The organism is Streptomyces sp. CB01635, assembly GCF_002803065.1.
In the GTDB taxonomy this organism is placed as follows: domain Bacteria; phylum Actinomycetota; class Actinomycetes; order Streptomycetales; family Streptomycetaceae; genus Streptomyces.
The window spans coordinates 18,396-33,204 of sequence record NZ_NNBL01000048.1 but is presented as its reverse complement, the minus strand read 5'-3'; the positions used below and the strand labels follow the sequence as shown (position 1 = coordinate 33,204).

The 14,809-nt window shown below is 67.0% G+C and carries 12 protein-coding genes and 3 pseudogenes; 11 read left to right on the top strand and 4 right to left on the bottom strand.

Annotated features, from left to right (window positions below; all coding sequences use genetic code 11):
- Window positions 1-3: 3 nt before the first annotated feature.
- Window positions 4-1,314, top strand: a complete 1,311-nt coding sequence (locus CG723_RS44900; protein ID WP_159032718.1) for an ATP-binding protein — start codon at window positions 4-6, stop codon at window positions 1,312-1,314.
- Here the strand turns inward: CG723_RS44900 and CG723_RS47210 are convergent.
- Window positions 1,250-2,047 (bottom strand): recombinase family protein, encoded by a 798-nt coding sequence (locus CG723_RS47210; protein WP_234374873.1) that lies wholly within the window; start codon window positions 2,045-2,047, stop codon window positions 1,250-1,252. The two genes, CG723_RS44900 and CG723_RS47210, sit on opposite strands and share 65 nt — an antisense overlap.
- A 221-nt stretch (window positions 2,048-2,268) precedes the next feature.
- Between CG723_RS47210 and CG723_RS49495 the strand changes: the two are divergent.
- Together CG723_RS49495 and CG723_RS49490 are read left to right on the top strand one after the other, a co-directional pair.
- Window positions 2,269-2,475 (top strand): annotated as a pseudogene (locus CG723_RS49495) (helix-turn-helix domain-containing protein); the annotation flags it as partial.
- 217 nt (window positions 2,476-2,692) lie between these two features.
- Window positions 2,693-3,765, top strand: a protein-coding gene (locus CG723_RS49490; protein WP_442802647.1) for an IS630 family transposase whose coding sequence is annotated in 2 segments (ribosomal slippage) — window positions 2,693-3,139 and window positions 3,142-3,765 — 1,071 coding nt in all. Because the reading frame shifts where the segments join, the coding sequence is not laid out codon by codon here.
- Between the two features lie 240 nt (window positions 3,766-4,005).
- Here the strand turns inward: CG723_RS49490 and CG723_RS44870 are convergent.
- Window positions 4,006-4,362, bottom strand: a complete 357-nt coding sequence (locus CG723_RS44870; RefSeq protein WP_100599322.1) for a WDGH domain-containing protein — start codon at window positions 4,360-4,362, stop codon at window positions 4,006-4,008.
- 374 nt (window positions 4,363-4,736) lie between these two features.
- Between CG723_RS44870 and tnpA the strand changes: the two genes are divergently transcribed.
- The gene (gene tnpA / locus CG723_RS44865; RefSeq protein ID WP_100599321.1) at window positions 4,737-5,168 is read left to right on the top strand and encodes an IS200/IS605 family transposase; all 432 of its coding nucleotides are present in this window, start codon (window positions 4,737-4,739) and stop codon (window positions 5,166-5,168) included.
- A 266-nt stretch (window positions 5,169-5,434) separates the two neighbouring features.
- Complete coding sequence (locus CG723_RS44860) at window positions 5,435-5,998, top strand: GrpB family protein (RefSeq protein WP_100599349.1); 564 nt, start codon at window positions 5,435-5,437, stop codon at window positions 5,996-5,998.
- 13 nt (window positions 5,999-6,011) lie between these two features.
- Here the strand turns inward: CG723_RS44860 and CG723_RS44855 are convergent.
- A pseudogene (locus CG723_RS44855) lies at window positions 6,012-6,101 on the bottom strand (IS5/IS1182 family transposase); the annotation flags it as partial.
- A 552-nt stretch (window positions 6,102-6,653) separates the two neighbouring features.
- On the opposite strand from CG723_RS44855, the gene CG723_RS44850 reads away from it, so the two are divergent.
- Window positions 6,654-7,892 carry an IS110 family transposase gene (locus tag CG723_RS44850; RefSeq protein ID WP_100599320.1) on the top strand — a complete coding sequence of 413 codons (1,239 nt, stop codon included), beginning with the start codon at window positions 6,654-6,656 and terminating at the stop codon, window positions 7,890-7,892.
- 18 nt (window positions 7,893-7,910) lie between these two features.
- Here the strand turns inward: CG723_RS44850 and CG723_RS44845 are convergent.
- Window positions 7,911-8,579, bottom strand: a pseudogene (locus CG723_RS44845) (transposase family protein); the annotation flags it as partial.
- A 901-nt stretch (window positions 8,580-9,480) separates the two neighbouring features.
- On the opposite strand from CG723_RS44845, the gene CG723_RS44840 reads away from it, so the two are divergent.
- From CG723_RS44840 to CG723_RS44820, 5 genes are all read left to right on the top strand, one after another.
- Window positions 9,481-10,986 carry an amidase gene (locus CG723_RS44840; RefSeq protein ID WP_234374872.1) on the top strand — a complete coding sequence of 502 codons (1,506 nt, stop codon included), beginning with the start codon at window positions 9,481-9,483 and terminating at the stop codon, window positions 10,984-10,986.
- A 23-nt stretch (window positions 10,987-11,009) separates the two neighbouring features.
- On the top strand, window positions 11,010-11,447 hold the full coding sequence (locus CG723_RS44835; RefSeq protein WP_100599319.1) for an HIT family protein: 438 nt from the start codon (window positions 11,010-11,012) through the stop codon (window positions 11,445-11,447).
- Window positions 11,448-11,592: 145 nt separating this feature from the next.
- Window positions 11,593-12,354 carry a MerR family transcriptional regulator gene (locus CG723_RS44830; RefSeq protein ID WP_100599318.1) on the top strand — a complete coding sequence of 254 codons (762 nt, stop codon included), beginning with the start codon at window positions 11,593-11,595 and terminating at the stop codon, window positions 12,352-12,354.
- Window positions 12,355-13,112: 758 nt separating this feature from the next.
- Window positions 13,113-13,790 carry a DUF3159 domain-containing protein gene (locus CG723_RS44825; RefSeq protein WP_100599347.1) on the top strand — a complete coding sequence of 226 codons (678 nt, stop codon included), beginning with the start codon at window positions 13,113-13,115 and terminating at the stop codon, window positions 13,788-13,790.
- A gap of 322 nt (window positions 13,791-14,112) precedes the next feature.
- Window positions 14,113-14,706 (top strand): TetR/AcrR family transcriptional regulator, encoded by a 594-nt coding sequence (locus CG723_RS44820; protein WP_234374871.1) that lies wholly within the window; start codon window positions 14,113-14,115, stop codon window positions 14,704-14,706.
- The last annotated feature ends 103 nt before the right edge of the window (window positions 14,707-14,809 follow it).

Genomic DNA, 14,809 nt, shown 5'->3' with positions numbered 1-14,809 from the left:
CCCTTGCTGCTGCACATGCAGGAGTTGACCTGGGAGGCACTGGAGCATCTGGTGGTAGCGCTGGCGGTCCAGGTCGACCAGGCTGTAGAAGCCCGACCCTTTGGGCGCAATGGTCAGGCGCAGGATGGGATCGACGTTGTCTCGTTCTTCGCATCAGGCCCTGCCGCGGTGTACCAGGCGAAGAAGTACGAGAGGTTTACCGCCTCCGATCTGCGAAAAGCCGTGCTCACGTACGCCAACGGTTGCCGGCCCTTCGGTGCCCGGCGCCTGGTGATCGTGACCACAGCAGATGTCCGCGACACCAAGGTCGATCTGGAGTTGGCGCGGCTGCGCGGACAGCATCAGGAACTGGTGATCGACCTGTGGGGTCGGCAGCAGCTGTCCGACATGCTCTTCACCCTGCCGGACCTGGTGCGGCGGTTCTTCGGCGAGAACACGATGCAAGTGTTCTGCCGGCCCCTGTCTTACCAGGAGAAGCAGGCCGACGGCGCTCCTACGGCTGATCGTCTGGAGCTGGAGAATTATTCGACTTCCTTGGACATGTACCTGAGAGGGGATTTACATGAGTTGGTTCCGCTGACCTTGGCGGACCAGGACAGTGGGGAGCGGGTGCCGTCGGCGGAGCTGGCGGCGTGGTTGCGGCCCGGGCGTCACGTCCAGGTCGTCGGCGCTTCGGGTGCAGGCAAGAGCCATACTCTGACGCACACCGCTCTCGGGCTGCTGCATGCGGGCTGGCTGGCGATCCTGCTGCGGGCGAGCGTCTATGAGGGGCATCTGGGAGACAGCCTTGATGAGTGCGTGTCCCCTTTCAGCCCACATGACGCGCAGACCCTGGTGGAGGCCGCCCGCCAGCGGCAACTGCCGATCGTGCTGCTTGTGGACGCAGTCAACGAATGCCCCTCCCGGCTGCAGGAGCGGCTCATACAGCAGATCAGCTCCTGGCGCCTCCGTGTCGGGGCGACAGTGGTGATCAGCAGCCAGGAGTTCGTGCGCGTGCCTGCGGCGCTGGTCGGTGCCCGGTTGAGAACGGCCGATCCGGACCCGCAGCAGCGCACCGCGCTACTGCGCTCCTACAGGGCTGACCAAGAAGTGGACGGGCCCGACGAGGAAGACTGCGCGGCATTCGATACCGCCTTCGAATTGTCCTTGGCCGCGCAGCTCGCACAGCGTCTGCCTCCCGGGGCAGGCCGGGCCGCTCTGCTGGAGGCCCATGTCGGCGAGCAGCTGCAGCACACTCCTCAGCCGACGGTCACGCGGCAGGTGTTGCATCGACCAGTTGAATCTGAGCTGTACCGAGCTCGGCGAGGCCCCTAGTCGGTCTGAAAGCGTCTGACACAGCGCTTTTGATGCTGTTTCCCGCGGGCGCCGCCAGCGTAGGCGGAACCGCCGCCGGCCAGACCGAATCCACGGCCTTCCTGACGGACCGCCACGACAGGACCGGCATGTCGATCGACACCACAGGGTTCTGCTCCTGCTCCTGGTGCTCGATCTCGCCTCGCTCGGTCTGCTCTTGGTCCACCTCGTCGACGACGTCGCGGGCACCAGCCAGATCGAGTACCCGCCGGATGGTCTTGGGGTCGACGCCGTGCTGCCGGGCGAGGGCCTTCACTGCGGTGGCTTCCTCGGTGTATGCCTTCACCACTGAGGCGATGTCGGCCTCGCTGAGTGCGGACGGACGACCGAGGACCTTGCCGGAAGCCTTGGCGGCTGCGACGCCCTCCTTAGTGTTCTCGCTGATCATGTCCCGCTGGAACTCCAGCACTCCGGCGAGCATCGTCACGAACAGCTTCGTCTGAGGATCGTCTGCCGCCAGGTCGAACCCGGACCATGCGCCGGTCGCGATCCGCAGGTGCAGACCACGTCGCTGCAGAACCTCACGGATCTCGATGACGTCCTTCGTGGAGCGGAAGAGCCTGGCGGCGTCCGCGATCCGCACTGTGTCGCCGACCGCCGCCTCGTCGAGCAGCTCCCGGAACCCCGCACGACGCACCGCGTACACCCGCGACGACGTCGCAGGGTCCTCGTACTTCGGGGCGCCGGCCTTCAACAGCTCGGCAAGCGCAGCTGACGGGCATTCGTCTGCTTGTCGGTCGAGTGACGCAGATACAGGTGGTCGGTCACGACTGTCCCCCTCGGTGAGCCCGGCCAGGACGTCGCCCGGCGGTCGATGACCACCATGGGGAGGGAAAAAGGGGAGGCGTAACTACTGAGGTTTGCGGGTTGTCGTCGGGTAGTGACGGTTGATGATCCCTGCGGTATGTCGGTTGTATGCGTTATCCGGAGGGTGGGGGCCTGACCCCTGAGCGTCGGGCGTTTCGGGAGAAGATCCGGCTTCAGGCCGGCGAGCGGTTCGCGGCGGGTGAGAAGACCGCGGTGATCGCGAAGGATCTGCGGGTGAGTGTGCGGTCGGTGGAACGCTGGCGCCGCGCCTGGCGCGAGGGCGGGACGGAGGCTTTGCGCTCGGCAGGGCCNGTCCTGTCTCTGCCACTAACGCGTAGCGGGGGAACCTCAGGAGGCGGTGGGCGGGAGGGGCATCGCCAGGCGAGAGGTAGCGGGTGCGTGTGGGCACCGGGGCAGTCCACAGCGATCAGCAAGTGCGCGCAAGCGGCTCTCGGGAGAGCCAGTGCCTACTGAGGTTTGCGGGTTGTCGTCGGGTAGTGACGGTTGATGATCCCTGCGGTATGTCGGTTGTATGCGTTATCCGGAGGGTGGGGGCCTGACCCCTGAGCGTCGGGCGTTTCGGGAGAAGATCCGGCTTCAGGCCGGCGAGCGGTTCGCGGCGGGTGAGAAGACCGCGGTGATCGCGAAGGATCTGCGGGTGAGTGTGCGGTCGGTGGAACGCTGGCGCCGCGCCTGGCGCGAGGGCGGGACGGAGGCTTTGCGCTCGGCAGGGCCGGCGAACGTGCCGACCGTCACCGACGGCCAGTTCGCCGTGCTCGAGGAGGAGTTGGGGAAAGGTCCGGCCGCGCACGGATTCGAGGATGAGCGGTGGACGCTGGCCCGGGTCCAGACAGTGATCCGTCGCCGTCTGCGTGTGAGCCTCTCGGTGGCGACGGTGTGGCGGATGCTGAAGCGGCACGGCTGGTCATGGCAGGCACCTGCCCGCAGAGCCCTCGAGCGTGACGAGCACGCCGTCGAGCTGTGGAAGAAGGAGGTGTGGCCGCGGGTAAAAGCCTCGCGGCGGCCCATGGCGCCTGGATCGTCTTCGAGGACGAAGCCGGGTTCTCTATGACGCCGCCCCGCGCCCGCACCTGGGGCCGACGCGGACACACCCCCATCATCCGCGTCCGCGGCAGATCCCGCCGACGGACCTCGGTCGCCGCCCTGTGCTGCTACAAACCCGGGCAGCACAGCCGCCTGATCCACCGGCCCCGCAACCACCTGTTACTGAAGGGCGCCCGGAAGAGCTTCTCCTGGAAGGACTACCGGGACCTGCTCGTCCGGGCCCACATCCAGCTCGGCGGGCCGATCGTGGTGGTCTGGGACAATCTCAACACTCACCTGGCAGCTGGCCTGAAGCGGTACGAGGCCGAACACGAGTGGCTCACCACCATCCGCCTCCCGCCCTATGCACCCGACCTCAACCCCGTCGAAGCCATCTGGTCACTCGTGCGCAGAGCAACGGCCAACACCGCCTTCAACGCACCCGACGACCTCGACCGCACACTCCGTCGCGAGTTACGAAGGATCCAGCTACGACCCCGTCTGATCGACGGCTGCCTCACCACCACCGGCCTGACCATCGCTCCACCGACCTCACCCTGAAAACCTCAGTAACAGGCGTAGGCCCTCCACGAGTTTCTTGGTCCTGGGGCGGCACAGGACTTCTTCGGGGGCTTCTTCCTCTGCTCTGAGGAGCGTGGCGACCGCTTCGGTGCGCAGGCCGGCCTGCTTCTCGCTGATGGTCCGTGGTGAAGAGGTGGGCGCGGCGCTCGCGTGGGAGGTCGGCGCCGGGGATGCCCTCCGCGACTCATGTCGAAAGTGGACTGCCGTATCGGCGCAGCGTCAACTCGCCACGCTCGTAGATCCATCCCCACTGAGGAGGGTGCGCAGCCGGCGGGCTACGTCGGTGGTGCTGTGCCCGTCCCACACGGGCGCCGTCTCTACCTCGGGCACGTCACCGAACAACGACCAGCTATTGGCTCGGTAGTGATTGCTGACCTGCCCCGTGGGGAGTTGGGCCATGACTATGAACCAGCCGCCTCCGAAGCATGGTTCACCGTCGTGGTGCTTCCATGAGCGGACGACGGGGTACCTGGCGGCCAGCCACGCCCGGACTGCGTGTGCGTGGTAGAGCAGCCTGAATTCGTACAGCTCGTCGAAAGTGTGGAACCCGTCGGAGATGCTGCCGGTGTCGGTCACTACTGGCTCCAGATTATGTAGAGCCCGCGGCGCGGGCTTCGCCGCTAACATGCGGCGGGTCTTGCCCACCTTGCCGGGCACCTCGACAGCCGGGCTGAAATGGTCAGCCCGAAAACGTAACTCAGGCCAGACTTCATTGCAAGCGTTGTCTGCCGAGAGCCGCTCGAGCGAGGACCCGGGATAGCGACGGCAGACTCAGGGACCGCTCGCAGATCGGGTTCTTGTGTACGGCACTCACAGCAGGGACGCCGACATCGTTAGCCCCGGCGCCGACAAAGTGTCCGCAGGCGTCAGCGCCAGCCGGGCGCGATGCCCGAACTGCCGCTTCTCCCACACGAGTTCGCTCATGACGATCAGCCTACTGCGGTTGGCTTATGTCACCACGATGGAACCCGAATCCTGACGTGCGCACCGGGCGCCACGTCGTCTACAACCTGCATGTCCACTTGGTTTTTGTTACCAAGTACCGGCGCAAGGCATTCACCGACGCCATGCTGACGCGCACTGAGGAGATCATGCGCGAGGTCTGCGCGGACTTCGAAGCCGACCTGAAGCAGTTCAACGGCGAACAGGATCACGTCCACCTGCTTGTGCACTACCCGCCCAAGGTCCAGCTCTCCAAACTGGTCAACTCCCTCAAGGGCGTGTCCTCCCGCAGGCTCCGCCAGGAACACAGCGCACACGTGCGCCGTTACCTGTGGGGCGGACACTTCTGGTCCGGCTCCTACTTCGCCGGATCCTGCGGCGGGGCGCCGCTGACCGTCGTCAAGCAGTACATCGAGAACCAGCAACGCCCCATCGGCTGAGAACAACACCGCAGACCCGTGCGAACCGCGCGGGTCAGAGCAGCTCTGAGATGGCCTTCACCCCCGCCGTAAACGGCGGAGCACTGGCCAAGATCAGAGGTAGAATCGACCTTTCCCGGGTCGAGCAGGAACGTGTCGCCGCTCTCGGCGCGACGCAGGTCCCGATCCGCCGAGCCCGCGTGACGACGGCGAGGCTCGACGAAGCCGCCAACCGCAGCCCCGTCGATCGAGGTGGTGAACTGGCGCAAGACATAGAGGATGTGTTGGTGATGAACAGCAGCAAGCCTCGTCGGCCGGACGTCACGACGGTCGAGATCATCGGTGGTCCAGAAGCGCTCGAGGTCGGCCTTGGCAGCTATGACGCCCGGTGGGCGGAGGTCTACCTGCATCACCGGCGTCGGATCCTTGATGCGTTGGCGGCAGTGGACGTCGATGTCGAGCACATTGGATCGACTTCGGTTCCAGGCCTTGCCGCCAAACCGATTGTTGACATCGTCGTCGCGGTGGCCGACATCACAGCAGAGGAGGACTACCTCGACGGGCTGTTGGCCGCAGGTTACGAACTGCGGGTTCGCGAGCCAGGACATCGGCTTGTGCGTACGCCGACTCGCGACGTTCACGTGCACGTATATGAACGAGGGGACGCAGCGGTGCACGAGTACCTTCTCTTCCGTGACCACTTGCGCACCCATGCAGATGATCGCGCCCTGTACGAGAGTGTCAAACGAGGTCTGCTCAGCCAGCAGTGGAACGACATGAACGACTACGCCGACGCCAAGAACGACGTCATCCTCGCGATCAAGACTCGAGCCAGGTCAGCTCGCCAATGAGCGTTTTCCAACCTCACGCTGATGCGTGGTGAAGGACGAGGACGGCCTTCACGATGTCGGTGATCCTGTTGGTGCTGCAGCGGAGCTTTCGCAGGAGGCGCCAGCCCTAATGGGCACCGAAGCGGCCGCAGGATCGAGGTCTTCGCCAGCCCAGGGCGTCAAGCCCCTTCTCAAGGCTGATCCGGTTCTGTGTACGGCAGTTGCTCTACGGCTGCCGCCGCGGGCACAGGATCGAGATCTATACGAACCCCGGGCTCCGAGCCCCGGTTGCAGACGGATCCGATCCTGTGCCCAGAGGTTGATCAGAGCAGCATCCGCTGCGGTGGTGGGGGTCGGCTCCGGGAGGGGGGTAACACACCCCTTGGACTTCGAGCCCTCGGACAAGAGTCGGCCCCCGGTCCCGTCCACTGCCACCGCGGCGTATCCAGTCTGACGATCAGATCGTTGAAGCCCGTGGTTCGAGCCGTTCGCAGGGACCACCTCTGACTGAACCGGGAGCCGCCGAGCTCTTCCACAGACCGAGGGCCCTGCGGACAGCTGGGGTCACGAACGGCTAATCGGATGCAGGGCCACCGAGCCCTTCCATTAGGGAGACGCGTGCCCCCGCGCGGCTGCGACCAGCAGCAATCCCGACCGAGCGGAACCGAACAGCACCATGAGAGTGTCCTGCGGCATCGACTGGGCCAGCGACCACCACGACGTCGCCCTGGTCGACCACGACGGAGCCCTGGTTGCCCGGGCCCGCATCAGCGACGACACAGCCGGCCTGCAACAACTGCTTGTTCTCCTGACGGATCATGGCGACAGCGAGGACTCCCCGATCCCCGTGGCCATCGAGACGTCCCGCGGGCTGCTGGTTGCCTGCCTTCGTGCCACCAGGCGCCCGGTCTATGCCATCAACCCGATGGCGGCCTCCCGCTACCGCGACCGTCACGCGGTCGCCCGCAAGAAGTCCGACCACCTTGACGCCATGGTCCTGGCGAACATCCGCCGCACCGACCGGGCCGCCCATCGGCCACTGCCCAACGACAGCGAACTCGCCCAGGCCATCGCCGTCTTGGCCCGCGCCCAGCAGGACGCCGTCTGGAACAGGACCCAGGCCGGCAACAAGCTCCGCTCGCACCTGCGCGAGTACTTCCCCGGCTTCCTCGCCGCCTTCCAGCACACCCGCGAAGGACTGTGCTTACCCGTCGCGCGCGTCGTCCTGGCCGCCGCCCCCACCCCGGCCCACGCCGCCAAGCTCACCCGCGCCCAGCTGCGGTCACTACTGAAGAAGGCCGGCCGCCAGCGCGGCATTGACGCCGAGGCAGACCGGCTCCATGATGCGTTCCGGCTTCCCCAGATGCGGCAATTAGCCCAGGTCGAGCAGGCTATGGGCCTCCAGGCACTCGCGCTGCTGCGGCAACTCGAAGCCGCATGCACCAGCGCCGATGACCTCACCACCGCGGCGGTGGAGTCTTTTGATACGCACCCGGACGCCGAGATCATCACCAGCTTGCCAGGGCTGGGCTCACTCACCGGCGCCCGGGTGCTCGCCGAGATCGGCGACGACCGATCCCGCTTCACCGACGCAAAAGGGCTCAAAGCCTTCGCCGGGGCCGCACCGGTCACCCGGGCGTCCGGAAAGAGCCTCGTCGTCATGGCCCGCCGGGTCAAGAACCAGCGACTTGCCGCCGTCGGTTACGTCTGGGCCTTCTCCGCCCTGTCCTCACCTGGAGCCCGAGCCCACTACGACCGCCGACGAGAAGCGGGAGACCGCCACACCGCCGCCCAACGCCACCTCTTCAACCGACTGCTCGGCTGCCTCCACCACTGCCTCACCAGGCGAGTGCCCTACGACGAAACCACCGCATTCCCACCCCCCGATACAGCCGCCCTACCCGCAGCCGCTTGACAGATCAACTGCATCGGATGTCTTGAGGGTGGCCATGGCCCGCTCGCCGAGACAGCGGATCCTGGCGTGGGTGGTGTTGTGGCGGCGCTTCCATCGCTTGATGCGGCCGCCTCGAAACGGTACCCGGACAGATCCGCCGGCTCCTTGATACGCCATCAACCATCATCACTGTCCGCCCAGCACTTGAGCCCCGCATCGGCGAGGGATTCGATCATGCCGTGCTGTCGCGCGGCGGTCAGGTCGTGAGTCGAGCCGGGCAGAGCCGGCGAGGCCCAGAGCAGCCGTCCGAACAGATCGGTGAGGACCTGAACGCTCATTCCGTAGCGTTTGTGTTTCCCGGAGTAGTACGGGATGTCGGCGGCGATGCGGTCGATCGGCAGCAGGGTGCCGTCGAGGATGACGAACGCCTTCGCCCGGATCGCCTCGTCCAGGGACGGGGCGAGGGCGGACAGAGCCTCGACGGCTTCACGTATGTAGCGGTACACGGTCGCGATCCCGATGCCGAACCCGGCAGCGAGCTGAGCGTAAGTGTCACCGCACCTCAGGTGGGCCAGGGCGAGCAGGGCCTGGCGTGCGGCGGAAAGGCGCCACCGCGTCCCGATCTCTCGCCGCCTGACTGTCAGTTGTCCGGTCAGGAACCGCAGGGTGCGGCTGGAACAGATCAATCGAGGACGGGTAGACAAGCACGCGAAGCTCCTGGCGGGCACGGGTGATCTTGGTCGAGAACCCGTCTACCAGGAGCTTTATCGTTGCGCAGGGCAGTCCAACTCGCGGTCAGCACCGCCAGCTTGAAAAGGGCTCCGTGATGTCGTCATGGTGAGGCTGGGGAGTTGTGGCTGCAGGGTGATCAGCTCCTCCCGGGTGGCCTGGGGACCAGACGTTCGTCACTTGGTGCCATTTAGGCATCAAGTGGCGAATGAAGCTGCCTCACCCGACATGACCTGAGTCACATGGCGGCGAAACCCCCGCCCAGCGAGTCGCTCGTCATCAGGTATGGCGATCACGGTCCGTGCGGCGGTTCGGCGATCGCTGTCGACCTGTCCCGCGCCAGCCGTCTCGCTCAGTTCGCCGCCGACTTTCCTTAGAGGTCGCGGCCGTCGATGTGGCGCGGGTGCGGGTCGTCGGACGCCGATGTCCGAGGACCTGCGCGAGTACGTCGCGGACGACGGTGAGGGTCAGGCGCCAGGTCGGGGTCGGGAAGGCCAGACCGCGCGAAATGGCGCGCGTCAGCCGCAGCCCACTGACGGCGTCAACTCGGCATCGCAAGAAGGCGGACGGGACTACGCCGGCCCGGCAGCCGGACGCCCCTTCTGCCTCCGGTCAGCCTGAGCTTCATCGCGTGCCCGCGCCCGGTGCTGCGTCCAGAACTCAGCGTGGTGTGATCCCGGTATCCATGAGCTTGAGTGTGCCGTCGCGGCAGAGTGTTGACTCAGATTAGGGCTGATCAACATCGCTACGCAGTGTCTGACGCGGTCGTGACCGGTTGGCCGAGACCTGCGCGAGGTCGTGGCCGGGACGCCGATGACCGAGGTGTGACGTTGGACATGCCGCGGACCGGGCCCCTTATCGCTCTGATGGGAGTACTCGTATGGGTATCACTTGGGATGAGTACCGGGAGCACGACGCCGTCGGGCTGGCCGAACTGGTGAAGTCCGGGGCGGTGAGCCCGGTTGAAGTGCTCGAGGCGGCGATTGCCCGTGCCGACGCCGTCGAGCCGACGATCAACGCGATCCGCCACCGACTCGACGACGATGCCCGTGGCCGCGCTCGCAGTCCTCTGGCAGGCCCGTTCGCCGGCGTGCCGTTCCTGATCAAAGACTTGGGCCAGCACCTCGCCGGGGTTCCGACCGGCAGTGGGAATCGATCGCTGGCACGCTTCCCGCGCCGGGAGACGTCCACGGTGGTACAGCGTTGGCTCGACGCCGGTCTGGTCGTGTTCGGCCGGACCGCGACCCCCGAGTTCGGTGCTCGCGCGATAACCGAGCCGGTCGCGGGGGGCCCTACCCGCAACCCCTGGGATCCGTCGCGGACGCCCGGTGGCAGCTCCGGCGGGTCCGCGGCGGCCGTCGCGGCCGGAGTCGTCCCGGTCGCGGGCGGGAACGACGGCGGGGGCTCCATCCGGATTCCGGCTGCGGCCTGCGGGCTGTTCGGGCTCAAGCCGGGCCGGGGCGTCGTCCCGTCCGGGCCGGAGGTCGACGAGGTCTTCCATGGCGCCGCGGTGCAGGGCGTGCTGTCGCGAACGGTCCGTGACTCCGCCGCGATGCTCGACGTCCTGGCTGGCTCCGCACCGGAGGGCCCGTACCGGGCGGCTCCGGCGGAGCGTCCGTACGCCGACGCCGTCGTCGACGACCCACGCCCGCTGCGGATCGGGCTGACCACGGTGTCCCCGCTTGGCGGACCGGTTGATCCGCAGGTCGCCGCCGCGGTTCGGGACGCGGGGGAGTTGCTCACCGGACTCGGACACGTCGTGGAGGAATCCGCCCCGGCCATCGACGGGCAGCGCCTGGCCGCCGACTTCCTCACGACCTGGTTCGCGATGGTTGCCGCCGAGGTCACGGCCGCACGGGAGTTCACCGGCTGCGCCGAGGACGACTTCGAGATCGAGACCCGGATGATGGCTGCGATCGGCCGGAGCCTTTCGGCGCCGGAGTATTTGGCCTCGCAGTCCCGCTGGCACCAGCACACCCGGGCGCTGGCCGCGTTCCACGAGCGCTACGACATGCTGCTCACCCCGACCATGGCCCGGCCGGCTTGGCCGATCGGCGAGTTCGATCTCGCCTTGCCGGTCCGGCTCGCCGCACGGGGGCTGCTGGCTGCCCGGATCGGCGGTGTGCTGGGCCGGATGAACCTCGTCGAGAAACTGGCCGTCGCGAACCTTGAGCCCGCGCCCTTCACCCAGCTGGCGAACGTGACCGGGCGCCCGGCGTCGTCGGTGCCGCTCTACCGGACGTCGAGTGGGCTGCCGCTCGGCGTCCAGTTCGTGGGGCGTCCGGGTTCGGAGCCCGAGCTGCTGGCACTGGCTGCGCAGTTGGAGCGGGCGCGGCCGTGGGCGCATCTCTGGCCGTCGTTGCCCGATTCGCCGTCCGCGGCCTGACGTCTCTGAGGACAATTTCACGTATGACTACTGTATTTTCGCGCATTATCGTCGGCGAGCTGCCCGGACGCTTCGTCTGGCAGGATCCGGAAATCGTCGCTTTTCTGTCCATCGCTCCGTTGCGGCCTGGTCACACTCTTGTTGTGCCGCGGCGTGAGGTCGACCGGTGGACGGACGCTGACGGGACCCTTCTGGCGCGTTGCTTCGAGGTAGCCCAGGCCATTGGGCAAGGGGTGCAGCGGGCTTGGAACGCTCCGCGTGCCGGCCTCGTCATCGCAGGCTTTGAGGTGCCGCATTTGCATATACATGTCGCGCCGGTCTGGGACATGTCCGACTTTGATTTCAGCAAGGCCAAGCAGGAGGAGGATCAGTCAGCTTTGGCTGAAGCAGCAGCAAAGCTCCGTGCCGCCCTGTTGGAACTCGGTTATGAACAGGCACGGGACTTTGACCCCGGAGTGTGAACCGGAACTCGCGCGACCGCGCACTGGCCCAGCTGCCGCGAGCCGGAAGCCGAACAGCACCAGCCGGGCCCGATCGCGATGCCGATCGTGAGCGGCCGGGGGAGGACTTGACTGTGCCGTAGCGGCACCGTGTTGGCTGAGAACCATGAGCTGGAGTACTCGGGAGATCGCCGAGCTTGCCGGCACCAGCCTGCGGGCGGTACGGCACTACCACGAGGTCGGGCTGCTGGCGGAGCCCGAGCGTCGCGCCAACGGCTACAAGCAGTACGGCGTGCCGCACCTGGTCCGCCTGCTGCGGGTCAAGCGTCTGGTCGATCTCGGGTTCTCGCTGAACCAGATCGCGGAGACGGTGGACGAGGGTGAGCACCCCGGGCAGGCACTGCGCACGCTCGACGCTGAGCTGGCCGCGACCATCGAACGGCTGCAGCGGGCCCGGCTCGAACTCGCGGCACTGATCGACCTGCGTGCCCCGGCCGACCTGCCTGCGGAACTCACGCCCGGCGAAGCAACGGCCCTGTCCGAGACCGACCGCTCGCTCCTGCTGGTCATGACCCGGTTGATGAACGGGGATCAGCTGCAAGCCTACGGTGCACTGGTGCGCACTCTGCCTGCTCACCCAATCAATCGGGAGTTCGGCGAACTGCCCGCTGACGCAGGCGAGCACATCCGCCAAGACCTCGTGGAGCGGATGGTGCCCTTCCTGCGCCGGCTGCGGCAGAACCACCCGGACCTGCCCGATCTGTACACGGACGCCCCGAGGGGGGAGAAATTCGTTCGAGAGACCATGGAGACGGTCCTGCGTGAGCTGTACAACCCGGCGCAGCTCGACGTTTTGCACCGGACCCACGTGATCGTGGACGAGTCCACCCAGCCTCGACCGGACCACTCGGACACCGGCTCGCGGTAATGATCGTGACCCGCGACGGGGCCGGTCTCACCCGGAGAGGGTGCGCGGGTCAGCTTCGACGCCGTCGAGGGCTCGCGTGAGCGGAGCGGCATCGGGGGTTCGAGCCATCGGACCACTCCTCCCTGATTCAGACGATGCCGACATCGCCTGGTCTGCCCACGTGTGAAAAGCACGTCGAAATCCGGCTCTCCCACACGGAGCGAGCTGATCGCCCCGCACCGACGCCCCGCCAGGAAGGCTTCGGACAGCGAGCGGCGGAGCGTGGCAGCACCGTGCCAGGCCCATCAGCCACGGCTCGAACGCCACTCATCCGACCACGAGCTGGTCGGCGCGCCGCGCGGGAGCCGGTCAACCTGAGGTTTGATTCGGCGGCAGCGCGCTGTTCGATCCCTTCACTGCGCGATGCGGGACACCTCCCGAGGGTCCGATCAGCATCAATGCCGTCAACACCCGTCCCTTACGTCCGCGCGTCTTCACCCCAGCCGTCCAAGGCGTCCGGGCGACGAACTGAGCGAGACGGCGGGCGCGGGACAGGTGCCGCCCGCGCCCTTCTCCGCCAGCCGCGCGACAGCGGTCGCCGCACCGTCGTACGGACCCTGATCGCCACGTGATGACGGGCGACTCGCTGAGCGGGGGTTTCGCCGAGGCGTGACTCAGGTCACGTCGCGCGAGGTGGCTTCGTTCGTCACTTGATGCCAAGATGTCACTTAGTGACGCAGAATTTCGCCCCCAAGACGAACCCGGAAGAGCTGATCACCATGCAGACCACCAGTCCCCAGGAGGCGGCGACCGACATGCAGGCGGCAGACCAACGGAAGAAGAAGTCGGCGCTCGAACAGGCGGGCGGCACCAAGGGGGTCATCTACTCGGCGCTGCCCGCCGTGGTGTTCGTCGTCGCCAACAACGCCAGGGGACTCAAGGTGGGCATCCTCGCCGCCCTGCTCGTCGCCTTGGGCATCGCGGTGCAGCGGCTGATACGCAAGGAGTCGATCCAGCCCGCGCTCGGCGGCATGTTCGGCGTGGCGATCGCCGCCGGCATCTCCTGGTACACGGGATCCGCCAAGGACTTCTTCCTCATCGGCATCTGGCTGAGCCTGGCCGGCGCCGTCGCCTTCATCCTCTCCGTGGTGCTGCGCTGGCCCCTGGCCGGCCTGATCTGGAACTCGACGACCGGCAAGGGCACCGTCTGGCGGGCGGACAAGCGTTCGCGGTTCTACTACGACATCGCCACCCTGGTGCTGGCCGCCATCTTCGGCGCCCGGTTCGCCGTCCAGCAGTACCTCTACCAGGCCGACGAGGTAGGCTCCCTGGGCTTCGCCAAGATCGCCATGGGCTACCCGCTCCTCGCCGTCGGCTTCCTGGCCGTCGCCTGGGCCGCCCGGGCCTCCGACAAGAGGCTGAAGGGCGTGGGGCTGCTGCCCGCCAAGAGCAACTGACCGACGCCCTCTCCGCTCCCCGTCCGTGCCAGACGGGCCACACGGCCCGTCCGGCACACGCGTCCGCACCGCGGAGCGACCACGGCCAATTCGGCCGTCGATTCTTATGGGCTGCCGACGCCCGCACCGTCGCCGCGAGCGCAAGGCCCAGCACTTCCTGGCCTTCGTCGGCATAGGCGCAGCCCTCGTCGGATACCGCCGCCCCACCAACTGAACGACGTCTGAGTGGCGTTGTCCCATGTATGAATGACGAGGTGAACCCATGCAGGTGAGCAATCGCGTCGGACCTGGGACGAGCGAGCAACGGCGCTGCCGTATCCGGTTGGAGATCTCTCGAGAGGCGTCGCGTCTCTTCTGGGAGCAGGGCGTTGCCGCGACCAGCGGCGACCAGATCGGCGAAGCAGCGGGCCTGTCGACGCGCACCATCTGGCGCCACTTCCGGAGCAAGGAGAGCTGCGCCGAACCGATCATCTTGCATGGCGTCGAATGGGAGGTGGCCGCCCTGCGACGCTGGAAACCCGAACTCTCCCTCGATGACCATCTCGCCGACGAGATGAGCAGGCATGCCCGCGACGCCCACAGGGCGGAGCGCGCCGACGACGCGCTCGCGATGAAGATGATCGCGCTCAGCAACAGGGAGCCCGCACTCCGCACGGCCTGGCTAATGGCTTGTGACCAGGTGGAACGCGAACTGGCCGGGAGCATCGCCGGTCGACTTGACCTCCCGGCCGACGACATCAGAGTGCAGGTGTACGCGGCGGCCGCCTCGGGCGCCCTACGGATCATCAACGAGACGATCGGCGATGCCCTGCTCGGCGGTGCCGACGTGCGGCAATTCGCACACGCGCACCGGCTCCTGGCCCAGGCGGTTCGCAGCGCCACGGGAGGCGCCATGGGGGACGCGACTACGACCTGATGTCCGTACGCGACGACACCGTCAGGTCGCAAGAAAAACTGTCAATTAAGTTTCACGCTCGGCATTTTGTCTGATCCGGCCGCCCGCGCTGTTCGCGTGGTGT